Genomic DNA, 23075 nt, shown 5'->3' with positions numbered 1-23075 from the left:
GACATCCGACACAGACAATCGGAAAAGCCACGGTATAGTAACCCGATCACGCCAAGGAGCCGCTTATGCGCCAGAAACCCACCGTCCTCGCCCGCGAAATCGTCGCCAGCAGCCGTTTGTTCCGCGTGGAGGAAGTGCAATTGCGCTTTTCCAATGGCGTGGAACGTACCTACGAGCGCCTGGTGGGCAAAGGCGCAGGGTATGGCGCGGTGATGATCGTGGCGATGATCGATTCTGACCATGCGCTGTTGATCGAAGAGTACTGCGGTGGCACCGACGAGTACGAATTGTCCTTGCCCAAGGGCCTGATCGAGCCGGGTGAAGACGTATTGGCAGCGGCGGACCGGGAGCTTAAGGAAGAAGCAGGTTTCGGCGCCCGTCAGTTGGAACACCTGACAGAACTGTCGCTGTCCCCCGGCTACATGAGCCAGAAAATCCAGGTAGTGCTGGCCACTGACCTGTATGAAGAGCGCCTGGAAGGCGACGAACCCGAGCCGATGCGCGTGGAGCGGGTTAACCTGCGCGAGCTCTCACAGTTGGCGCAAAACGAGCAGTTCAGCGAAGGCCGTGCCCTGGCCGCGCTCTATCTGGTGCGAGACCTGTTGACCCAACGAGGAGCGTTCCAGCCATGAGCGAACTGTTCCTGGGTCACCCGCTTATTGCTCCTGTGATTGAATTGGCCCGCCAGGCGGGTGAAGTGATCCTGCCGTATTGGCGTGCCGATGTAGCCGTGACCAACAAGTCCGATGATTCACCGGTGACCGCCGCTGATCTTGCCGCTCACCATCTGATTCTCGCTGGGCTGACCGCGCTGGACCCGAGCATTCCTGTGCTCTCGGAGGAAGACGCTGACATCGACCAGAGCGTGCGTGCTGGTTGGCAGCGCTGGTGGCTGGTGGACCCGTTGGATGGCACCAAGGAGTTCATCAGCGGCAGTGAAGAATTTACCGTCAATATCGCCTTGATCGAACAAGGCCGGGTGGTGTTCGGCGTGGTGTCGATTCCCACCAGCGGCCGTTGTTATTTCGGTGGTGCCCGCCTTGGGGCCTGGCGCTCTGATGTGAATGAAGCGCCCAAGCAGATTCAGGTACGCCAGATGCCTGCGGCGGGTGAGGCGTTTACCGTGGTTGCCAGCCGCCGCCACTCCAGTCCCGAGCAAGAGCGCTTGCTGGCTGGATTGAGCGAAGGACTGGGGGAGTTGAAGCTGGCCAATATCGGCAGCTCGCTGAAGTTTTGCCTGTTGGCCGAGGGCTCCGCCGATTGCTACCCGCGCCTGGCACCGACCTCGCAATGGGACACCGCTGCCGCCCAGGGCGTGCTGGAGGGGGCGGGTGGTGAAGTGCTGGAGTTGAATGGCCAGCCGTTCAGTTATCCAGCGCGGGAATCGCTACTGAACCCGTTTTTTTTGGCGTTGCCGGCGAAGGCCGCGTGGCGCGAGCGGCTGTTGACCCTGGCTAGCCTATAGCAAGCTTGTTCCTGCAAGCGCCGTTGTGTGGCAAGCCTGCGTTTAGCGGTGAAGGACATATTGGCCAGTGAAGGCGACGGCACGTTCTTCACTGCCGTCATTCACAATCCACGTCTCCAGCGCCAATCGCGCCCGCCCATACCGCCGATACGTCGCCACAAAACGCTTCCACACCTTTTCCTCCGGCGCTTGGCAAATCACCGTCGCATCCCGAGTGACGGGCAACGGATAACTGATCTGCCCTTCCTGAATCACGATGTGCCCGTCCTCGATCCCTTCCTCACGCAATTGCAGGTGCAGCCAACCCCAGCCCGCCAGCACGGCACCGCAGTAGAGACTGCCGCCGAACATGGTGCTTTTGTGGTTGATATTGGCCTGTAACGGCAAGTGCAGTTGCAGTTGCCGGTCCTGCCAGCCGAGCACCTTGAGGCCCATCTCCCGCGTAAGGGGAATGTCGTGGTGGAGGATCGATTCGAGGTAACGGCTATCGCGACTCATGGGTGCCTCTTGGCAAAGTGAAGGTCATTCGTCGTCCGCACTGCTGTTGCCGCTGTCGGCGAAGTTCAGCCCGTGCTTGCGCAGTTTGTCGTGCAGGGTTTTGCGCGGCACGCCAAGGGCCTCGGCGAGGCTACGCATGGAACTGTGGGGACGGGCCAGTTCGGCGCAGATCAGGCTTTTCTCGAAGTGTTCGACTTGCTCACTCAGGCCACCGGTCGTGATCGCAATGCCCGCCGCCGGACCGTCCGGCGTATTGTCCAGCGCCAGCTCCAGGCCCAGGGCGAAGCGTTCGGCGGCATTTTGCAGCTCCCGTACATTGCCCGGCCAACTGTGGCGTAGCAGCAAGGCGCGCTGGCCCGGTTGCAACTCATGCAGCGGCAGGCCATGGCGAGTGCTGGCCTCGTCGGCGAAGTGCTGGAATAGCATCAACGCATCTTCGCCGCGCTCGCGCAGGGGCGGAATGCGCAGCGACGCGACGTTGAGGCGATAGTACAAGTCGGCCCGAAAGCGCCCCTGATCGGCCGACTGGCGCAGGTCTTCCTTGGTGGCGGCGATGATGCGGATATCCAGCGGGATCAGTTGATTGCCCCCCAGGCGCTCCACCACCCGTTCCTGCAACAGCCGCAGCAGTTTGACCTGCACGTCCAGGCTCATGCTTTCGATTTCATCGAGAAATAGCGTGCCACCATTGGCAAATTCGAACTTGCCGATTCGTCGTTTTTGCGCACCAGTGAACGCGCCTGGTTCATGACCAAACAACTCACTTTCCACCACCGACTCGGCCAGGGCGCCGGCGTTGATCGCTACAAACGGACCAGCACGGCGGTTCGACAGATCGTGCAGGGCGCGGGCTACCACTTCCTTGCCGGCGCCGGTTTCGCCAAGGATCAGCACGTCGGCCTTGGTCGCCGCCAGCGCCCCGATCTGTTCGCGCAGGCGCAGCATCGGTGCCGATTGCCCGACCAGTCGCGTGCTCAGTTGCTGGCGATCGCTCAGGGCCAGGCGCAGGCTGCGGTTGTCCAGCACCAGCCGGCGCAAGGCCAGGGCGCGGCGCACGCTGTCGAGCAGGGCGTCGCTGGCGAAGGGTTTTTCGAGGAAATCGTAGGCGCCGGCACGCATGGCCTGGACCGCCAGCGGCACGTCGCCGTGGCCGGTGATCAGCAGCACCGGCAACTCAGGGTCCTGGCCGTGAAGTTCGGCCAGCAGCTCAAGACCGTCCATGCCCGGCATGCGGATATCACTGACCACCACTCCCGGCCAATCTCGGGACAAGCGTGGGGTCAGGCCCGTGGCTTCGCCAAGGGGCAGGACTTTCAGCCCGGCCAGGTCCAGGGTCTGGCACAGGGCCTGACGCAGATGCGGATCGTCGTCGATCAACACCACCTGAATCTGGTTATCGATACTCATACACTGCGGTCCTCAGACGGTTGCAAACTGACGCCAGGTGCTCCGGCGCGCAGTTTCAAGGTTAACAGTGCGCCACCTTCGCGGTGGTTGGCGAACAGCAGTTCACCGCCAAAGGCGCGCATCAGCGTGTCACAGATCGCCAGGCCCAACCCCAGGCCCTGGGTGCGGGTCTTGGTGGTGTAGAAGGGCTCGCTGGCGCGGCCCAGGGCTTCCATGCAGAACCCCGGGCCGTTGTCGCGAATGTACAGGTTGACGCCCTGTTCGGTGGATTGGGCACTCAACCACAATTTTCGCGGCGGACCTTTTTCGGTCAGCGCATCCAGGGCGTTGGCCAGTAGGTTGCCCAGCACCTGGCGCAGCCGTGTTTCCCCAGCCTCCACCCACAAGGTCGCCTCCGGCAAGTCGCGGATCAACTCGACTTCCATGGTTCGCCTGCGTTTGGCTAGCAGCGCCAGGGCGTCATCCAGGGCCGGTTGCAGGGCCACGCTTTCCGGTGCATGGCGGTCACGTCGAGCAAAGGCACGAAGATGGGCGATGATCGAGGCCATGCGCCCGGTCAGTTCGCTGATCAGCTTGAGGTTGTCTCGGGCATCGTCGGTGCGTTGATGGTCGAGGAGGATTTCGGCATTTTCCGCATAGCTGCGAATGGCCGCCAGCGGTTGGTTGAGTTCATGGCTGATGCTCGCCGACATGGTGCCCAGCGCTGACAGTTTGCCGGCCTGCACCAGGTCATCCTGGGCGCGCACCAGTTCCTGCTGCGCGTGCTCACGCTCCAGCACTTCCTGTTTGAGCCGTCGGTTGAGGCCTTCCAGGTCGCTGGTGCGCTCGATCACGCGCATTTCCAGTTCGCGGCGGGCCTTGGCTTCGAAGGCAATGCGTTCCAGGTAGTGGCGACGGCGCTGCATCATCAGGCCGAGCAAGAGCATCAGCACCAGCAACGCCGCGCCCCCGACCGCAACGACAGTACGCACCGGGCGGTCGATCAATGTGCGTGGGGCGAGGATTTCAACGTTCCAGCCGGTTTCGGCGATTGCCGTGGATTGCCGCAGCCAGGCATTGGGATTGAGGTTCAGTGGCTGCGGGTCACGGGTCGGATAGGGTTGGATGGCAATGATGGCTTGGCGCTCCGCATCGGTCAGCGGCCGGGTAGCACGAAAGCGCCATTGTGGGCGCGAGGTGAGAATCACCACGCCGTTGTGGTCGGTCACCAGCAATTGCTCCGGGGTCTTGCCCCAGAGGCTTTCGGTGTGGTCCAGGTCGACCTTGACCACCAGCACGCCGATGATGGTTTCACCGTCGCGTACAGCCGCGGCGAAGAAGTAGCCGCGCTTGGCCGAGGTGGTGCCCAGGCCGAAGAAACGGCCCATGCGCCCAGCCATGGCTTCGCTGAAGTAGGGGCGAAAGGAGAAGTTGCGACCGACGAAGCTGTCTTGCATGTCCCAGTTCGACGCGGCCAGGGTCTTGCCGGTGGTGTCCATCAGGTACATCACTTCCACCCCGGCCTGGGCGGCGACGTCCTTGAGCAGCAGGTTGGCGCTGACCAGGTTGGTGCTGACGTGGGGCGCGTCGAGGGCAGTACGCAGGGCTGGCAAGTCGCCAAGGATCTGCGGTAACACTTCGTAGCGGTGCAAGGTGCCCAGCAAGTTGGCGACGTACAGGTCGAGGGTCTGACGGTTCTGCCCGGCCAATTCGCTACGATAGTAGCGCTCGGCCAAGTGCTCCAGCGGCCACAGTAGCGGCGCCAGGCATAGCGCCAGCAAGGCCAGGCTACGCCAGCGGGGTCTTCGCGCAAGGGGTGGGGTCATGGGAGTCGGGCGCCTGGGGGTACAGGCGCATTATGCCTAGTGCTGCCCGGCAAGACACTCGCGCAATGCGTCGTGCCATTGTGGTTGCGAGACTTGCCATTGTTGCTGTAGACGGCTGCAATCGAGGCGCGAGTTCAAGGGGCGCTTTGCCGGCGTTGGATAGGCGCTGGAGGGAATTGCTTCCAACTCGGCGCAGGCCTTGCCTTCGGCCAGCAATTGCTCACCAATGGCCTGGGCAAAACCGAACCAGGAGGTCTCGCCCTGGGCGGTCAGGTGATAGGTGCCCCATTTGCCTGCCTGGCCTGCCTGCCAGCGCTCGATCAAGGCGCGGGTGCTGTTGGCGATGCTCCCGGCCCAGGTCGGCGCGCCGATCTGGTCGGCGACGATGCGCATATGCGGTTTTTCCTGCAGCAGGCGTTGCATGGTCAACAGGAAATTCTTGCCGTGGGTCGAGTAGACCCAACTGGTGCGCAGGATCAGGTGCTCACCGCCCACGGCCGCGATGGCCTGCTCACCGGCCAGCTTGCTCTTGCCGTAGACGCCGAGCGGGTTTGGCACGTCGTCTTCGGTATAGGGCGCAGTTTTGCTGCCGTCGAATACGTAGTCGGTGGAGTAGTGGATCAGCGGGATGCCCAGGGCCTTGGCCTCTTCGGCGAAGATGCCTGGCGCCGTGGCGTTGATCGCGAAGGCGACATCCGGCTCGTTTTCGGCCTGGTCGACGGCGGTATGGGCTGCGGCGTTAATGATTAACCCAGGGCGATGGGCTTGCACCTGTTGGCGAATTTGCTCGGGGTACGTCAGGTCGAGCTGGTCGCGGCCCAGGATCACCAATTCGCCCAGGCCCTTGAGCCGCTGTTGCAGCTCTTGGGAAACCTGGCCGTGTTGGCCGCTGATGAGGATTTTCAGGGGCGTGCTCATGGGAACAGATCAGCCTCTTGCAGGCTTTTGCCGTTCTGGTCCTTGGCGGACAAGATGGGCGGAGCGCTGAGCTGCCAATCGATGGCCAGGTCCGGATCGTCCCAACGAATACAGCGTTCGGCGGTCGGGACGTAGTAGTCAGTTGTTTTGTAGAGGAACTCGGCGTAGTCGCTAAGTACCAAAAAACCATGGGCGAAACCTGGTGGAATCCAAAGTTGCCGATTGTTTTCGGCGGAAAGTCGCACGCTTGCCCACTGGCCGAAGTTGGGTGAGCTGCGGCGGATGTCCACCGCTACATCCAGTACTTCTCCAGCGGTGACCCGCACCAGTTTTCCCTGGGTATGTTCCAGTTGATAGTGCAGGCCGCGCAGCACGCTTTTTTGTGAGCGCGAATGATTGTCCTGCACAAACGGTTGTTCCAATCCGGTCGCTTGCGCGAAATCCCGGGCGTTGAAACTCTCGTAAAAAAAGCCGCGGTCGTCACCAAAAACCTTGGGTTCGATGATCAAAACACCGGGCAACTGGGTCGCGGTTACATTCATTGAGTTTCCCCGGCGAGTGTGAACAAGTATTGACCATAGCCGGTTTTGCCAAAATATTTGGCCCGTTCCAGCAAATGTTCGAGGTCAATCCAACCATTTTGGTAAGCAATCTCTTCCAGGCAGGCCACTTTCAGCCCTTGGCGGTGCTCAATGGTCTGCACATAAGTCGAGGCTTCCAACAGGCTGTCATGGGTGCCGGTATCGAGCCAGGCGAATCCACGCCCAAAGCGCTCGACATGCAGGTCGCCGCGCTTGAGGTAAGCATTGTTGATGTCGGTGATTTCCAGCTCGCCGCGCGGCGACGGCTTGACTGCCTTGGCGATCTTGATCACGTCATTATCGTAGAAATACAGGCCGGTTACCGCATAGCTCGATTTGGGCTTGGCCGGTTTTTCTTCGATGGACAGGGCGCGGCCCTCACTGTCGAAGTCGATCACGCCGAAGCGTTCCGGGTCCTTGACCCAGTAGCCAAACACGGTGGCGCCGGATGGGCGTTCAGCAGCAGTGCGTAGTTGGTCGCCGAAATGTTGGCCGTGGAAGACGTTATCGCCCAGGATCAGGCACACCGGGTCTTCGCCGATAAACTCCTCACCAATCAGGAATGCCTGGGCCAGGCCATCGGGGGAGGGTTGTTCGGCATAGGTAAAGCGCACGCCGAATTGGCTGCCATCTCCCAGCAGGTTGCGGTATTGCGGCAGATCCACCGGAGTGGAAATCACCAGGATATCCTTGATCCCGGCCAGCATCAGCACCGAGATTGGGTAGTAGATCATCGGCTTGTCGTACACCGGCAACAGCTGCTTGGAAACGCCCAGGGTAATGGGGTGCAAACGGGTACCGGAGCCACCGGCCAATACAATTCCCTTCATCATGCAATCAGGTCCTTCATGTCGGTGGAGCCAAGTCGTTGACCTTGATAACTGCCGTCCTGGACCCTGCGGCACCATTCCAGGTTATCGAGGTACCACTGTACGGTTTTGCGCAGGCCGGTTTCAAAGGTTTCTTCAGGCACCCAGCCCAGTTCTCGCTCGATCTTGCTGGCGTCGATAGCGTAGCGCTGGTCGTGACCTGGGCGATCCTTGACGAAGGTGATCAGGTCGGTAAATTGCGCAACACCAGCTGGGCGCTGTGGCGCGAGCTCTTCCAGCAGGGCGCAGATGCTGCGGACCACGTCGATATTCTTCTGCTCGTTGTGGCCGCCGATGTTGTAGGTCTCGCCTACGACGCCTTCGGTGACGACTTTAAGCAGCGCGCGGGCGTGATCTTCGACAAACAGCCAGTCGCGCACTTGCAGGCCATCGCCGTACACCGGCAGTGGCTTGCCGGCCAGGGCATTGAGGATCACCAGCGGGATCAGCTTCTCGGGGAAGTGGAACGGCCCGTAATTGTTCGAACAATTGGTCAGTAGCACCGGCAGGCCATAGGTGCGCTGCCAGGCGCGCACCAGGTGGTCGGACGCGGCCTTGCTGGCGGAATACGGCGAGCTTGGCGCGTAGGGCGTGGTCTCGGTGAACAGGTCATCGACGCCGTGCAGGTCGCCATACACCTCATCGGTGGAAATGTGGTGGAAGCGCAAGGCGCTCTTTTCAGGCTCCGCCAGCGTCTGCCAATAGGCGCGGGTGGCCTCCAGCAGGCTGTAGGTGCCGACGATATTGGTCTGGATGAAATCCGAAGGGCCGTCGATGGAGCGGTCGACATGGGATTCGGCCGCCAGGTGCATGATCGCCTGGGGCTCGAAGCGCGCCAAGACTGCGCTGACGGCGGCCTGGTCGATGATATCTGCCTGGACGAACTCATAGCGGGTATTGGTCGCGATGCTGGTCAGCGACTCAAGATTGCCGGCGTAGGTCAGCTTGTCGAGGTTAAGAACTTCATGTTCGGTGTTTTGAATCAAATGACGGATTAGCGCGGAGCCAATAAAACCTGCACCACCAGTGACAAGAATACGCATGTCGAGAGGCCTTTTCCTTAGACGGACATTGAGCGAATGGTGCATAGCTTGCGGGCATGCGGGGAGCGGTGCAAGGGGCGGTGGTCAGATTGGAGGGCGTCGGGATTCATTTTTCGCAAGACCGAGATCTCCTGTATCAATCTTCACCATGGGTTACGGTTACGCAAAAATGGTTGGTTATCGAAGACAACAGCATTGAATGAGACATTTCATGCAGCTTCGGGGGTTGCTTAACACCCTCCAACAGTGGCGATATAAGCGCCTGATAAAACACCAAGGGGTCGTCACATGCTGCTCGCCACGTTGATTCACCGCGCCAGTTTGCCGTGTCCACAGGTCGGCCCTGAGCAGGCGTTGCAATGGCTTGAGCAGCATTATGGCCTCACCGGCACGTTGCAGTCTCTGGGCAGCCAGCAAGACCTCAACTACCGGGTCGACAGTGATCGCGGCCGGTTTGTCCTGAAAATCTGTCGGGGCGACTATGCCGCCGTTGAGTTGCAGGCGCAGCACGCTGCCCTCCAGCACCTGCAGGAACACGCGGATGTGCGGGTGCCGAGGGTGATTGCCGCCCTCAATGGCGAAGAGTTGCTGACGGAAACGGTCGACGGGCAAACCGTGCGCCTGCGGCTGCTGGACTATATCGACGGCCAGCCGCTGACCCATCTACCCCATCTGGGCCGTGACGTGATCGCCGGATTTGGCCAGCTTTGCGGGCGTATGAGCCAGGCGTTGGCCAGCTTCGAGCATCCGGGCCTTGCGCGCACCCTGCAATGGGACCCGCGCCATGCCCATGAACTGATTACCTATCTGTTGTCGACCCTGGAAAACCTGCCGCAGCGTGCGGCCCTTGAGCAAGTGGCAGAGCAGGTTGAGCGGCGGGTGCGACCCTTGGCCGATGGCCTGCCCCAGCAAGCGGTGCACATGGACATCACCGATGACAATGTGGTCTGGCATCGGGATGAGCAGCGCCACTGGCAGATCCAGGGCGTCATCGATTTCGGCGACCTGGTGCGCACCTGGCGCATCGCCGACCTGTCGGTGACGTGCGCCGCATTGCTGCATCACGCCGAGGGTGATCCGTTTGCCATCCTGCCGGCGATTCACGCCTGTCATGCCATCACGCCTTTGCAGCCGCAAGAGTTGCAGGTGTTGTGGCCGCTGATTGTTGCCCGTGCGGCGGTGCTGGTGCTCAGCAGTGAACAGCAGCAGCGCCTCGATCCGCAGAACCAGTACCTGCTGAAGAATGCCGAGCATGAGTGGGAGATTTTCCACGTTGCCACGTCCGTGCCTTTTGAACTGATGGATGCAGCGATCCTGACCTGCGTCGGTGGCGCCTTGCCACCCATTGCCAGTGAGGGTTTCGCGCCGTTGTTGCCGGGGCTGGTGGGGCGCGAGTTCGCGCTGATTGACCTGGGCGTACTCAGCCCGCATTTCGAGGCGGGCAACTGGGAGCTGCCCGGTATTGATCGGCGACTTTTGCACGAGGCTGCGGCGGCTCATGGGCTGGCGGCCAGTCGTTATGGTCAATATCGGCTGTCCCGCACCTGTGCTGACAGTTCTGCTGAGCCAGACACCTTTGCGATCCACGTAGAGCTATGGGTGCCCGACGGCACCACCGTGGAATCACCGTTCGCCGGTACCCTGCACTATGCAGCCGATGGCAGGCTGTCGCTGCACAGCGCTCAATTGACTGTTTGGCTGTGGGGCGTGAAAGCCTTATTGCAGCCTGGCGCAGCGGTGCTCAAGGGCCAGGTGCTCGGCGAGGCCGGTGGGCCGTTGACGGTACAAGTGTGCCGCGCCGATCTTGAGGCGCCGCTGTTCTGCTCACCGTCACGGGCGCAGGCGTGGCAGGCGTTGTGCCCTTCGCCAGCGGCGCTGCTGGGGCTGGCCTGTGACGCCGAGCCGGAGCTGGACTCCGACGCCTTGCTGGCCCGGCGCGACGCCAGTTTCGCTCGTTCGCAGAAGCATTATTACGTCGACCCGCCGCGTATCGAGCGCGGCTGGCGCAATCATCTGATCGACATGCAGGGCCGTTCCTACCTGGACATGCTCAATAACGTCGCAGTGCTGGGCCATGGTCATCCGCGCATGGCGCAAGTGGCGGCGCGGCAATGGTCGCTGCTCAACACCAATTCACGCTTTCACTACGCAGCGATTGCCGAGTTTTCCGAGCGTTTGCTGGCGCTGGCGCCGGATTCCATGGACCGGGTATTTCTGGTCAACAGCGGCACCGAGGCCAATGACCTGGCGATCCGCCTGGCTTGGGCCTACAGCGGCGGGCGCGACATGCTCAGCGTGCTGGAGGCTTATCACGGCTGGTCGGTGGCCGCTGATGCGGTGTCCACCTCGATTGCCGACAACCCCCTGGCCCTGAGCAGCCGCCCGGACTGGGTGCACCCGGTGACCGCGCCGAACACTTATCGCGGCGAGTTTCGCGGCCAGGACAGCGCACCAGACTACGTGCGCAGCGTCGAACACAATCTGGCGAAAATCGCCGCCCACAAGCGCCAACTGGCGGGCTTTATTTGCGAACCGGTGTACGGCAATGCTGGCGGGATATCGCTGCCGCCGGGCTATCTGCAACAGGTATATGCCCTGGTCCGCGCCCAGGGTGGTGTGTGTATCGCCGATGAAGTGCAGGTGGGCTACGGGCGTATGGGCCATTTCTTCTGGGGGTTTGAAGAGCAGGGTGTGGTCCCGGACATCATCACCATGGCCAAGGGCATGGGCAACGGCCAACCCTTGGGCGCGGTGATCACCCGACGGGAAATCGCCGAGGCGCTGGAGGCCGAGGGGTACTTCTTTTCTTCCTCGGGCGGCAGTCCGGTCAGTTGCCGGATTGGCATGGCGGTGCTGGATGTCATGGAAGAAGAACAGCTGTGGGAAAACGCCCAGGTGGTGGGCGGGCATTTCAAGGCGCGGTTGGAAGCGTTGACTGAGCACCATCCCTTGGTGGGTGCGGTGCATGGTTCCGGGTTCTACTTGGGGCTGGAGTTGGTGCGTGATCGGCAGACCCTGGAGCCGGCCACCGAAGAAACCGCGTTGCTGTGTGATCGGCTGCGGGAGCTGGGGATATTCATGCAGCCGACCGGGGATTATCTGAACATCCTCAAGATCAAGCCGCCGATGGTCACCTCCAGGCGCAGTGTGGATTTCTTTGTCGACATGCTGTCGAAGGTGTTGGGTGAGGAGTTGTAAGGCGATCATTCACCCGGATAACCCGATTGTTATCGGTAATTTTAGGATTTTTTTCGATGAGTGGATCTATGGGTACTTCAAAAGCCGATTTTTATCCGCTATAAAGTCGCCCATGCCCCCGACGCTATACACTGGCGTCTAGCGTTCCCTTTTCTGTCATCGATCACTGCCACCCTGATCACTGACCGCCGCCCAGGAGATGATTCATGAGCCGTATCGTTACCGTCGCCGCTACCCAGATGGCCTGTTCCTGGGACCTTGAAGCCAACATCGAGACCGCTGAAAAGCTGGTCCGTGAGGCCGCAGCCAAAGGCGCGCAGATCATCCTGATCCAGGAACTGTTCGAGAGCCCGTACTTCTGCCAGAAGCCCAACCCGGATTACCTGCAACTGGCGACCACTGTTGAAGACAACGTCGCCATCAAGCACTTCCAGAAAATCGCCAAGGAGTTGCAGGTGGTTCTACCCATCAGCTTCTTCGAGCTGGCCGGCCGTGCGCGTTTCAACAGCATCGCGATCATCGATGCTGATGGCTCCAACCTCGGTATTTATCGTAAAAGCCACATCCCGGATGGCCCTGGCTACCACGAAAAGTACTACTTCAACCCCGGCGACACTGGTTTCAAAGTGTGGAACACCCGTTACGCGAAAATCGGCGTGGGCATCTGCTGGGATCAGTGGTTCCCGGAATGCGCCCGCAGCATGGCGTTGCAAGGCGCGGAAATCCTGTTCTACCCGACTGCCATCGGCAGCGAGCCACATGACAAGACCATCTCGTCCCGTGATCACTGGCAACGCGTGCAACAAGGCCATGCCGGCGCGAATCTGATGCCGCTGATCGCCAGCAACCGCATTGGCAACGAAGAGCAGGACGGCTACGACATCGACTTCTACGGCTCGTCGTTTATCGCCAACCAGTTCGGCGAAAAGGTTGAAGAACTCAACGAGACCGAAGAAGGCATCCTGGTGCACAGCTTTGACCTCGACGAACTGGAGCACATCCGCAGTGCCTGGGGTTCGTTCCGTGACCGCCGCCCGAACCTGTACGGCGCTCTGAAAACCCTCGACGGTTCCCTGGAGTCCTGACCGCCATGACCACTTTGCACAGCACACCTCGCGCTGACGGCTTCTACATGCCGGCCGAGTGGGCGACCCAGACCCAAGCGTGGATGATCTGGCCCGAGCGCCCGGACAACTGGCGTCTGGGCGGCAAGCCGGCGCAGGCTGCCCACGTAGCGGTGGCCAAGGCCATCGCCCGCTTTGAGCCGGTAACCGTGGCGGTCTCGGCCGGCCAGTACGAGAACGCCCGTGCCCGTTTGGACGTGCCGAATATTCGCCTGGTGGAAATGTCCAGCGACGACGCCTGGGTACGTGATACCGGGCCGACCTTTGTGATCAATAACCGCGGTGAAGTCCGTGGCGTGAACTGGGACTTCAACGCCTGGGGCGGTTTTGATGGTGGCCTGTATTCACCGTGGAACCGTGATGCCCAGGTCGGCGGCAAGATCCTGGAGATCGAGCGCAGCCCGCGTTACCGCACCGAAGGCTTTGTGCTGGAAGGCGGCTCGATTCACGTCGACGGCGAAGGCACCCTGATCACCACCGAAGAATGCCTGCTTAACCACAACCGCAATCCGCACCTCGACCGTGCGCAAATCGAAGCGGTGCTCAGCGCCAACCTGGCTGTGGATAAGATCATCTGGCTGCCGGATGGCCTGTTCAACGACGAAACCGACGGCCATGTGGATAACTTCTGCTGCTACGTGCGCCCAGGTGAAGTATTGCTGGCCTGGACCGACGACCCGCAAGACCCGAACTACGCGCGCTGCCACGCCGCACTGGACGTGTTGCAAAGCAGCACCGATGCCCAGGGCCGCTCGTTCACAGTGCATAAAATGCCGATTCCTGGCCCGCTGTATGCGACCGAGGAAGAGTGCGCCGGTGTTGATCCCGTGGATGGCACCCAGGAGCGTAATCCGACCGTGCGGTTGGCGGGTTCCTACGTCAACTTCCTGATCGTCAATGGCGGCATCATCGCGCCGAGTTTCGACGACCCGCTGGACAGCCGCGCACGGGAAATCCTTCAGGGCCTTTTCCCGCAGCATGAAGTAGTGATGGTGCCGGGCCGCGAGCTGTTACTGGGGGGCGGCAATATCCATTGCCTGACTCAACAGCAGCCGGCACCGCACAAAATCTGAGTGCAGTTGTAACAGCCGATTTCCCCAGGAAGTGACTGTCAGCCGGGATGTTGTTCTGGCGATTGCAGCAAGCCCATGGCCCGTCAAGGTCGTGGGCTTTTTTGTGTCTGCGCGGCGACAAACTGCAGACATTGGCATCGCCCTTGTATCTGCTTTGTGACGGTTATCAAGGTGTGTGACTGCACGGTTCTGTCATAAACCTTGAGTAAGTTGACCGCTTACGCAGTAGGAGAGAACGCTGGAATGAACGCCGAAATCAACACGATCTACACGCGCACCTCCCATCCCTTGATGGTGGATGGCAACGCGATTCAGGCGCTGGCACTTTGGTTGAGGGCAAACGGCTCGCGACAGATCAGGACGCCTGATTCGCGACGGGTTATGAGTGAGCGATATCCGGTGGGGCTGTTGAGCGAGGATGAACTGCAGGTGTTGTGTGAGTTGATGAAAGACTGAATAACAGAGCCAGATCTGCACTGACCTTGTGGCGAGAGGGCAAGCCCCCTCGCCACAAAAAGTGCGGTAGTGCCTAAAAGCTGTATGTTCCTGTCACCACCAAGCTACGCGGATCGCCCGGCTGAATCTGGAACGCACTGGTCGCTGACGCGTAGTACGTCTTGTCGCTGATGTTGTTCAGCGCCGCCCTTACATCCCATTCCTTCTGCCGGAATCCGGCCAGTGCGTCCCAGCGCCCGTAACCCGGCAGCACTACTGTGTTGGCGTTATCGGCATAACGATCGCCGACCAACGTCAACCCGGTTTCCGCGTACCAGCCCATCTCGGGCTTCCAGGTGACGAACAGGCTGGCGTTACGCTTGGCCACGTCGCTGATGCGCTTGCCTTCAAAGCCGTTGTTGTCCTTCTCGACCTTGGCATCCTGCAGCCCGACACCACCGCGCACATACCAATTACCGACGATCTTCCCGGTCGCGGTCAGCTCTACACCGCGAGAGCGTTGCAGGCCGCTGAGCAGGGTGGTAGTCGGGTCCAGAGGGTCGCGAGTGCGGCGGTTGTACAGTTCCAGCTCGTACACGGCCAGGGTGGTGCTCAGGCGATCGTCGAACCAGTCGCTCTTGACGCCAATTTCCTTCTGCTTGGTCAGCTCCGGGCTCAGGTCGTTGGCGTTGCCAGCGGCGTTGGGGGTAATGCCGATCAGGCCGCCACCGGTAGGCGAGAAGGTCTTGCTCCAGGAGGCGTAGAACGAATGGTTTTCCAGAGGCGTCCAGACCAGGCCCACGCGCGGGCTGGTGTTGTGGCTGTCGACCTTTTGCCGCGTGTTGGCCACTTTATTGGTGGTATCCACTTCAAAGCGGTCGTAACGCAAACCTGCCAGCAGTTGCCACTGATCGTTCAGGCGCAGTTGGTCTTGCACATACAGGCCCTGGCTTTCGACTTCGGTGTGGTTGTTGCTGGAAATCGTCATGGGGCCGGTGTGGCTCAGGTCGCGATTGGGCTGGTTCAAATCAAGGCCGGGCACCGCCTGGCCGCCGCTGTACAGCTTGGGGTCACGGCGCTGGCTGCCCAGCTCCACGCCGGTCAGCAGACGGTGCTCCAGGCCGAAGGTGCTGAAGCCGCCTTCCAGTTCGACGTTGTTGAAGATGTTGCGGGTGGTCAGGTCCTGCTGCCAGCGCTGGCGCGTAACTTTGTTGGTCGACGCGTTGTAACCGGTCAGGTAGGTGTTGTCGAAATCGCTGTCGAGCTTGAACACGCCGAGGGTGTGGCGCAGTTGCCAGCTGTCGTTGAGTTCGTAGGCAAGTTTGGAGCGCAGGGACTGGGACGTATCGTCGATATAGTCGCGATTGTCGCCATAGGTGGTGTCGCGGCCGACATCCGCCGGGCGCCCATTGACGCCGGGAATACCGCGATCCGGCGTGCGGTTGTAGCGGCTGTATTCGTATTGCACCAGCCAATTCAGCTGCGGGGTCAGTTGCCAGCTCATGGACGGTGCAAACAGTTGTCGATTACCGCTGACACCATCGCGAAAACTGTTGTTGTCCTGGTTGCCCATGTTCAGACGCAGGCTGATGTCGTCGGAGGGGTCAGTGCTGAGGTCGGCGTACAGGCTGCGCAGGTCATTGCTGCCGCCCTGGGCTTCAATGCTGGAGGCGTGACCGGCCTGGGGCAGTTTGCTCACCCGGTTGACGATGCCCCCCTGGCCGCCGCGCCCGTACAACACTGCTGCCGGGCCTTTGAGCACTTCAATGCGCTCGATGTTGTGCAAGTCGCGCACGTATTGGCTGTCGTCGCGGATACCGTCCAGGTAGAAGTCACTGCTGGCCTCGAAGCCACGGATACGCAGGCTGTCAAAACGGGTGTCGGCGCCGCTGCTGACGTTGGGGATACCGCTCAGCGCCTGGCCCAGATCATTGGTGCCGTAGGCGCGCAGATTTTCGGTCTTTACCGAATCAATGGCCTGGGGCACGTAGCGCACGGGCGTGGCGGTGCGGGTGGCGGTGGTGGTTTCTTTGATGCGCGGATCGTCTTCGTCAGCTTCGGCGCTGATGGAGGTTTCGGGCAGAGTGGTCGCGGCGTATGCAAATCCGGCGGACAGCAATACGCAAAGCCCAATGGTTATGGGCGTCAGGCGAGGGGCAGGCATCTGGGAGTGCATCCGAAAAGAAGGGTAGGAAATAGTGCGCGAATGATAATGCTTACTATTTGCCTGCGTTATTCATTCTTGTGCGATTTCTCTCGGCAATATGTTACAGAATGTGTTTTTGCGTGGATATTTTGTCGCACCGGGAAACTTCCCTGAGAGACAGATGGATGTTCACTCAATGAGCTGCAAATGCGCCGGCCTCATGCGAGAGATGGCCAAATAATACTACTTAGAATTTTTTTGCCTAAATACAGACGATTCACGAAATTGACATGCAGTTAAAGGCGCGACTAGGATTCGCCCCAACGCCTGTGGCTAACCGCCATGACTTCCCAATAATAAAAGGCCCGCGGCATGTTCAGTCGTCCGTGGGCCTTTTTTTATCCGTGATAAGCCGACACCAAAAGAGCTACACGGAGCCTGGTATCACAGCGCGTACTCAACCAGTGATAAGGAATATAAAAAGATGTTGAATAAACGGATGGGTCTGATTGCTCTGGGGATTTTGAGCGCAACACAGGCAATGGCTAACGACCAGGAGCAATCCAAGGGTTTTGTAGAAGACAGTCACCTGAACATCGCGCTGCGTAATGCTTACATCAGCCGCGACTACAAGAATGGCAGGCAAGACAACGCCGAATGGGGTCAAAGCATCATCGGCAAGTTCGAGTCCGGCTTCACCCAGGGCACTGTAGGTTTTGGTGTCGACGTGACGGGCCAATACGCTGTTCGTCTGGATGGCGGTAAAGGCAAAAGCGGCAATGGCGGTATCGACTTCTTCAAGCAAGGTGACAGCGGCGAAGCGGCAAGCGACCTGGCCAAGGGCGGCGCAGCCGTCAAGGCACGCATCTCCAACACCGTAATCAAGTACGGTGAGCAGATGCCAGCCGTGCCGGTCCTTGAGTACGACAATTCCCGTCTGTTGTCGGAAGTCTATACCGGTACTTCCATCGTTTCCCAAGAGATCGAAGGCCTGCAACTGGACGCCGGGCGTTTCACCAAGGAAGCACGCAAGAGTGCCGAAGGCACCGACAGCGGCGACCTGAAAAACATCACCTACATCGGTGGTAGCTACAAATTCACCGAAAGCCTGTCGGCCGCTCTTTATGCTTCCGACATGGAAAACGTGCTGAAGAAGCAATACGTCAACGTCAACTACGTGCTGGCCCTGCCAGAAAAACAATCGTTGACCTTTGACTTCAACGGCTACAAAACCAAGCTGGACAAGAGCTTCGCCCTGGACAACCAAGGTGATGCCGATGCCCGCGACAACAAGATCTGGAGCCTGGGCGCCACATGGGCCTTTGGTCCGCACAGCCTGACCCTGGCCCACCAGCGCAGCACCGGTGACACCGCTTACCTGTACGGTGGCTACCGCAACGATAGCGGCTTTGGTGACGGTGGTAACACCATCCTGCTGGCCAACTCCTACTGGTCCGACTTCAACGGTAAAGACGAGCGCTCCTGGCAGGCAGGCTACGGCCTCGACTTCAGCGCCTTCGGTGTTCCTGGCCTGAGCTACAACATTGCCTACGTGCGCGGCACCAACATCGACGACGGCAGCGGCCGTGGCGATGGCAGCGAGCGTGAGATCTTCAACCAGTTCAAATACGTGGTACAAGCCGGCCCAGCCAAAGACCTGAGCCTGCGTGCCCGTGCATCCTGGTTGCGCGTCTCCAACAACGCGAGCAACTACAACGAGGGCGGTAACGAAATCCGTCTGTACGCTGACTACCCGATCAACGTTTTCTAATTGATCTAGTGCAGTGCCTGATACCAGGCGATAAAAAACCCCGACGTGTCGGGGTTTTTTTATGCCTGTGATTAACGCGTGTTGGCGGCGAGTACTCAGGCTTTCATGGGCGCCAGCTTCTTGCAGCCGGCCTTGCGCATCGGGTATTGCTCACATTTGCGCAGCACCGTCTGCACCTGCTGAGTGTTCTGCAACTGCTGGTTGGCCAGCAGTTTCTCGGTGATAAACAGCTCTTCCGAACCCAAGTGACGCTCGGCCTTGTCAATCATCGCCAGCGCCGCTTGCCCGTCGCCGCGCTTGAGGTGGTAGCTGATCATCAAGTCATAGGTCGAAGGTCCGGCCAGCGACCAGTCCTTGATTGCCTGCAACTCCTTCAACGCCTCGGCGTTTTTGCCCTGGGCCAGGCGCACGGTGTAGGCGGTGCGGCGAATATTCGGCTGGTCCTTGACCGGTGAACTCAAGGCGCGACGGATAAAGGCGTCAGCCTCGGGCACCTTGTTCTTCTCCAGGGCGGCGGTGGCGGCGTAGGCGTCCTTGTAGCCCTGCATGGCCTTGGCCACCGGCGCGGCGTCACGCACTTTTGGCCAGCTCTGGGTGTTAACCCTGGCGCGGCGCTCCTGGCGGTACTCGCGTTGCAGGTATTCGCGCAGTTCCTTGTCACGGTCCATGGCTGACATATGGGAGCGGTTGAAATACTGGCTGGTGGCGGCGATGCTGGTGGTCAGGCCGTCCTTGACCAGCACGTCCAACTCTTGGGTGAAGCGGTTGAGGTTGAACTGCTGCAGCGAGTCCTGCATGGCGTTCTTGCGGGCAGTGAGAAAACCGGTGAGCAATGGTTTTTGCTTGCCCTGGAAATCATTCAGCCGCTCCAGGCTATGAGTCGCCGCGCGGGGTGCGTAACCGGCGCGAATCATCAAGTCAGTGCCCAGCAAATCTGCCTGGTCTTCCTGGCTGCGACCCCAGGCGGTGCTCCAGATATTGTCGGAAAAGGAATTGGCTAGCGCGGTGTACAACACAGTGTTGCCGATGGTTTTCTGCGTGCCCACCGGGTCCTTGCTGAACAGCTTCATGGTCCCGGAACTGCGATCGATACCTGTGTCTGCCGCCATCGTCGCCAGGGCTACGGTGGACGCGACGGTGGTGAACATTTCCTTCTGCTGCTGGAACGCCGCCGAGCGGTCATGGTGATGCAGCAACACATGGCTCATCTCATGGCCCAGCATCGCGGCGATTTCATCTTCGCTGCGCACGTTATCCAGCATGCCCAGCGGCACGAAGATATTGCCGTACGGGTCCGCCGACGGCCCGAAGCCGTAACTGTCGGTGATCTTCACCTGCAACACTGGCAACTCCCCCGGCCAGCCCTTGGACAGGCGTGTGACGATGCCCTGCAAGTACACCTGCAACATCGGGATATCCACCAGGTTCTGCTGGCGCGCCTCGACGGCCGGCACCGTGTGGCCGTCATAGCTCAAGCGCTGCTGGCCCTGGCGTTGCGGGTCGAGCTTGTAGTATTGGCGCACGTCGGTGTTGTCGACATAGTGGCCCTGGACCCGCGACTGGGTCGACGGCCCCACCAGGTTCAGAAACGCCTGGTCGGCCCCCTTCAAGGTGGCACAACCACTGAGCAATGCACTGGCCAGCAATAGATATCCCTTCACCGCAATGCTCCCTTATTGATTACAGCCGGCACCAAAACCGATGGTGGAATTGTTGTGACTGTCCTTGGCCAGGCTCTTGGGCATCATCTGGCAGGGCAGGTCCACCACATTCAGCGGCGGGTCGATGCGCAGGTCCATGGTGTCCAGCCAAACCTTTTGGCCCGCCAGTTCCACCTGCACCAGGTCCAGCGCCTTGTTGTACTGCAACACGGGCACCGGCTGTTTGGGCGCGTCCTTCTGGGCGATTTCCCGCTCTTGCTTGCCCTGCTCATCCAGCACCGCCACCGGGTCGGCGAGGAACGCCTTGATGGCGTGGGTTTCGGCCAGCACGGCTTGGCTGAATAGTGCGACGAGTAACACGATGAAGGTTCTGTTCATCCTTGAGTTCCTTGAGTAAGACGAGAAAACGGCACCGTCAGCGACCGCGGTCGAAAAAGGCTTCGATCCGCTCGCTGAACAGCACCAGTGACAGCAAAACAATCCCCAGCACGTTGACCGGCGTGATGTGGTTGAAGTGCAGCAGCACACACACCGCCAACAACACCAGCATCACCAATAGCCACGACAGGTAAGGCGAAGAGAAAAACCAGATTTCCTGGCGCCGCCAACGGCTCCAGGTATGCAGGCCGGCCGAGCGCCGGGCGTGCAGGGCCTTGAGCACGGCAATCAACGCCAACAGCCCAAGCTCCAGCCCGTCCAGCCAATTGATATTGAAGAACGGCAGACTCGCCGGCTCCCGGTCGTAATCCATGCCGTCGGTGATCAGGTTATCCAGCGCCATGGCATGCAGATAAATCCCCGGAACCTGCCCGTGCACCGGCGACTGCACCAAGTCGCCCGTGGAAGTAATATTCGCCCCGACCATCACCAGCCGATCACGCAGCAACTCAGCGAGCAAGGCCTGATCCTCCTCGGAACTGACCTCCAGATCACTGGCCGACAAGGTAAAACTGTAAGGGCAGCGCGCCTGGGCCGAGTCATCGAGCTTCCAGAACACCGCCTGGAAAAACTGCGCCACGCCATCCAGCACAAAATTGCGCGACGGCGTGCAATGACGAATATCGGCAATCCGCACCTGCTCCGGCGCCAGCTTCAACCCCCACTGCACCGCAATCGGCGGTAACCGCGCCGCTGCCTCGGCATCCGCCGGCAACTCATCGCACGCCAGCCCTTTGCAAAACTGCCGATACATCGCCAACGCCGGCGTCTCCATCACCCCCAACGCCGTCGGCACTGCCAGCGGATACTTGTCGTCGACGCCATCCCACACCACCAGCGCCGGCTGGCTCACCTGGGCAAAATGCTCCAGCGTATTGGCCTGCCCGTCCTCACCCCGCGCCACCCCGGTATTGGCCAGCCACAACGCAATGCCCTGACGCTGATAACGCTCAAACACATTCGCCAACAACTGACTGCCCCGCGCCGGATCACCGAACGAGTGATCGTGGCTGTACAACAAATCCACAAACAGCGCCTTGGGCTTGTACGCCAGCAAACGCTTGAACAGCTTGCTCTGCTCGCCATACGGCATCGGCCACGAGGTGTTGTTGCGCATCAGATAGGCATCGTCGATCAACACCACCGCGATCCGCTGCTGACCGTCGTTGTGGTATTTGCTGGCAAGCATACGGTTGAGCCACTGCGCGGAGGCCTTGTCGCTTGAGCTGGCCAGACCAAAAGGATCGAGCACAGCCAGCAACACAATAAGGGCAGCGAGCCAATAGCGGCGGTAGTTGAAAAGAGGGGGATTCTTCGACATCCATGTCTCGATAAAGGCGAGTAATGCAGCTGTTCTGGCTGTTCTGTAGGCGCTGGCTTGCCTGCGATGGTCGCGAACGATGACGCGCGCTCACGGGATAAACACGACACCCACGAACCCATCACGCAAGCAAGCTCGCCCCACAACAGCCACAGCGAATGCATGGGTTTTTAAAGGACCAAGGAAGGGGTGTCAATTAGAAATATGGCTAAGTGCCATCCGCGTGCCCGAGATCACCGCGTTTTTCGGCGAAAAGCTTGAAGACGTGCAGCGACGCACCGGATTCAACCTGACACAAACCGCCGAAGCCCTTGGCCTGGATTAGCGTTTTTATTACCGTGATAAGTGCATGCGATCGCACCTTTTAGGGTGTCTACTTCTAGTAGGCCCTGTGCAAAGAGGAGAGCATGATGAACAACGAACAGGCGGCACCTGAGACGAAAGGTGTTGTGGTGAAGTTACTTGCAACGATTGACCTCGGCCCCGAGATCGTGGGCATGGCAGGGCGCCAACTTAGAATGCGTAAGGTGACCACCGAGCCTGGAGGCGTCTTCGGGCCGATTCACCAATGCCGAGTGAACGGCTGGCTTCGATGCAGCTGTAATTTTGTTTGAGCACGAGGTCGGCAGTCTCGTGCTTGAATTCAGGAGTAAAGGAGCGGCGTTGTTTGGTCATCTGACACCTCGATCTGGCGAGCATTCTCGCCTAAATGGGTGTCCGGTTTCATTAGACCACTACAGTCAGGCGGATCAATGAGCGTGGCGGCTGTAGATGACTTGCACCAGGCCACGGGCCGCGACCTAAATCTGGTGGTAGGGGATAAGTACAACGCCACCGTGGGTGGTGATATGCAGGAAAGGATCGAGGGCCTGCGTACAAGCGTGGCCGGGGATGGCCAGCGATTGGTCGCGCCTAAAAACTGGATCGGGTCGGATAGCGTGAACCTGTTTCAGGTGGTGTGTGATTTGCTCGACCTGGTGCAGGAGATGAACACCCAGTTGGCTGGACATACGCATTTGCCGGGTCCAATGCCTAGCCCAAGCGATACCGCAGCAATGAAAGGTTATGCGTTTGAGGCTGATTTGTTGGTGAAAAAACTTACAGTTGTCACGCAGTAAAAACTCTTTTAAAAGAAAAATCCTACGCCGAGGATGGCATTTAGCCACTTATTTGGTCAGTATTCACACTTCTAAAAAGGAATGGATTTACTGACATGGTTATCAGGCTCTTCGCATTTAAGGGTGTAGAAAAAATCTGACCGGCTGGAAAAGGAGTCGAGGATCTTAGAAAATGTAAGCTCTCACACCAACAAAAACTAAGCC

The 23075-nt window shown here is 59.8% G+C and carries 18 protein-coding genes and 3 pseudogenes; 9 read left to right on the top strand and 12 right to left on the bottom strand.

Features of this window, described 5'->3' with window-relative positions:
- The first annotated feature begins 65 nt into the window (after positions 1 to 65).
- Together nudE and cysQ are read left to right on the top strand one after the other, a co-directional pair.
- Positions 66 to 632, top strand: a complete 567-nt coding sequence (gene nudE, locus ACZRJ6_RS24120; protein WP_463968943.1) for an ADP compounds hydrolase NudE — start codon at positions 66 to 68, stop codon at positions 630 to 632.
- Positions 629 to 1465 carry a 3'(2'),5'-bisphosphate nucleotidase CysQ gene (gene cysQ, locus ACZRJ6_RS24115; protein WP_463968944.1) on the top strand — a complete coding sequence of 279 codons (837 nt, stop codon included), beginning with the start codon at positions 629 to 631 and terminating at the stop codon, positions 1463 to 1465. The genes nudE and cysQ overlap by 4 nt, the downstream gene beginning before the upstream one ends.
- Positions 1466 to 1507: 42 nt before the next feature.
- Here the strand turns inward: cysQ and ACZRJ6_RS24110 are convergent, their stop codons facing one another.
- Genes ACZRJ6_RS24110 through rfbB form a run of 7 tightly spaced genes read right to left on the bottom strand, consistent with a single transcriptional unit; the run spans position 1508 to position 8586 of the window.
- Entirely contained in the window at positions 1508 to 1963 is a 456-nt protein-coding gene (locus ACZRJ6_RS24110; protein ID WP_463968945.1) for a YiiD C-terminal domain-containing protein, read from the bottom strand.
- 24 nt (positions 1964 to 1987) lie between these two features.
- Entirely contained in the window at positions 1988 to 3370 is a 1383-nt protein-coding gene (locus tag ACZRJ6_RS24105; RefSeq protein WP_463968946.1) for a sigma-54-dependent transcriptional regulator, read from the bottom strand.
- The gene (locus tag ACZRJ6_RS24100) at positions 3367 to 5175 is read right to left on the bottom strand and encodes a sensor histidine kinase (RefSeq protein ID WP_463968947.1); all 1809 of its coding nucleotides are present in this window, start codon (positions 5173 to 5175) and stop codon (positions 3367 to 3369) included. The genes ACZRJ6_RS24105 and ACZRJ6_RS24100 overlap by 4 nt, the downstream gene beginning before the upstream one ends.
- A gap of 36 nt (positions 5176 to 5211) precedes the next feature.
- Positions 5212 to 6093: a dTDP-4-dehydrorhamnose reductase gene (gene rfbD / locus ACZRJ6_RS24095; protein WP_463968948.1), complete on the bottom strand. Its 882-nt coding sequence runs from the start codon at positions 6091 to 6093 to the stop codon at positions 5212 to 5214.
- Entirely contained in the window at positions 6090 to 6635 is a 546-nt protein-coding gene (gene rfbC / locus ACZRJ6_RS24090) for a dTDP-4-dehydrorhamnose 3,5-epimerase (RefSeq protein WP_463968949.1), read from the bottom strand. Before rfbC ends, rfbD begins: the two co-directional genes overlap by 4 nt.
- Complete coding sequence (rfbA, locus tag ACZRJ6_RS24085; RefSeq protein ID WP_463968950.1) at positions 6632 to 7507, bottom strand: glucose-1-phosphate thymidylyltransferase RfbA; 876 nt, start codon at positions 7505 to 7507, stop codon at positions 6632 to 6634. Before rfbA ends, rfbC begins: the two co-directional genes overlap by 4 nt.
- Positions 7504 to 8586 (bottom strand): dTDP-glucose 4,6-dehydratase, encoded by a 1083-nt coding sequence (gene rfbB, locus ACZRJ6_RS24080; protein ID WP_463968951.1) that lies wholly within the window; start codon positions 8584 to 8586, stop codon positions 7504 to 7506. Before rfbB ends, rfbA begins: the two co-directional genes overlap by 4 nt.
- Before the next feature lie 288 nt (positions 8587 to 8874).
- On the opposite strand from rfbB, the gene ACZRJ6_RS24075 reads away from it, so the two are divergent.
- The 4 genes from ACZRJ6_RS24075 to ACZRJ6_RS24060 all read left to right on the top strand — a co-directional run bounded on the left by ACZRJ6_RS24075 (position 8875) and on the right by ACZRJ6_RS24060 (position 14437).
- Entirely contained in the window at positions 8875 to 11784 is a 2910-nt protein-coding gene (locus ACZRJ6_RS24075) for an aminotransferase (RefSeq protein WP_463968952.1), read from the top strand.
- Positions 11785 to 11990: 206 nt separating this feature from the next.
- Complete coding sequence (gene aguB / locus ACZRJ6_RS24070) at positions 11991 to 12869, top strand: N-carbamoylputrescine amidase (protein ID WP_463968953.1); 879 nt, start codon at positions 11991 to 11993, stop codon at positions 12867 to 12869.
- Positions 12870 to 12874: 5 nt separating this feature from the next.
- On the top strand, positions 12875 to 13981 hold the full coding sequence (aguA, locus tag ACZRJ6_RS24065; RefSeq protein ID WP_463968954.1) for an agmatine deiminase: 1107 nt from the start codon (positions 12875 to 12877) through the stop codon (positions 13979 to 13981).
- Positions 13982 to 14224: 243 nt separating this feature from the next.
- Positions 14225 to 14437, top strand: coding sequence for a hypothetical protein (locus tag ACZRJ6_RS24060; RefSeq protein WP_463968955.1), 213 nt, complete (start codon positions 14225 to 14227; stop codon positions 14435 to 14437).
- A gap of 73 nt (positions 14438 to 14510) precedes the next feature.
- On the opposite strand, the gene ACZRJ6_RS24055 is transcribed toward ACZRJ6_RS24060, so the two are convergent.
- A complete protein-coding gene (locus ACZRJ6_RS24055) occupies positions 14511 to 16580 on the bottom strand; it encodes a TonB-dependent receptor (RefSeq protein WP_463968956.1) in 2070 nt (689 codons plus the stop codon).
- 466 nt (positions 16581 to 17046) lie between these two features.
- Between ACZRJ6_RS24055 and ACZRJ6_RS24050 the strand changes: the two genes are divergently transcribed.
- Positions 17047 to 18333: an OprD family porin gene (locus ACZRJ6_RS24050; protein ID WP_463968957.1), complete on the top strand. Its 1287-nt coding sequence runs from the start codon at positions 17047 to 17049 to the stop codon at positions 18331 to 18333.
- A 95-nt stretch (positions 18334 to 18428) separates the two neighbouring features.
- Here ACZRJ6_RS24050 and ACZRJ6_RS24045 read toward each other — a convergent pair whose 3' ends face one another.
- The 3 genes from ACZRJ6_RS24045 to ACZRJ6_RS24035 are packed head-to-tail and all read right to left on the bottom strand — an operon-like array spanning position 18429 to position 21753.
- The gene (locus tag ACZRJ6_RS24045; protein ID WP_463968958.1) at positions 18429 to 19994 is read right to left on the bottom strand and encodes a M48 family metalloprotease; all 1566 of its coding nucleotides are present in this window, start codon (positions 19992 to 19994) and stop codon (positions 18429 to 18431) included.
- Positions 19995 to 20006: 12 nt separating this feature from the next.
- Entirely contained in the window at positions 20007 to 20372 is a 366-nt protein-coding gene (locus tag ACZRJ6_RS24040) for a hypothetical protein (RefSeq protein WP_133103076.1), read from the bottom strand.
- 37 nt (positions 20373 to 20409) lie between these two features.
- Complete coding sequence (locus ACZRJ6_RS24035) at positions 20410 to 21753, bottom strand: CHASE2 domain-containing protein (RefSeq protein ID WP_463968959.1); 1344 nt, start codon at positions 21751 to 21753, stop codon at positions 20410 to 20412.
- A gap of 410 nt (positions 21754 to 22163) precedes the next feature.
- Between ACZRJ6_RS24035 and ACZRJ6_RS24030 the strand changes: the two are divergent.
- Positions 22164 to 22319 (top strand): annotated as a pseudogene (locus ACZRJ6_RS24030) (cupin); the annotation flags it as partial.
- Here ACZRJ6_RS24030 and ACZRJ6_RS24025 read toward each other — a convergent pair.
- Positions 22300 to 22428, bottom strand: a pseudogene (locus tag ACZRJ6_RS24025) (transposase); the annotation flags it as partial. The pseudogenes ACZRJ6_RS24030 and ACZRJ6_RS24025 overlap by 20 nt on opposite strands.
- A gap of 59 nt (positions 22429 to 22487) precedes the next feature.
- Between ACZRJ6_RS24025 and ACZRJ6_RS24020 the strand changes: the two are divergent.
- Positions 22488 to 22871, top strand: a pseudogene (locus tag ACZRJ6_RS24020) (hypothetical protein); the annotation flags it as partial.
- Positions 22872 to 23075 lie beyond the last annotated feature (204 nt).

It is taken from the genome of Pseudomonas sp. C321, from assembly GCF_055407105.1.
Note: the sequence above shows the minus strand (reverse complement) of the source record. Positions and strands in the feature narration are given on the sequence as shown.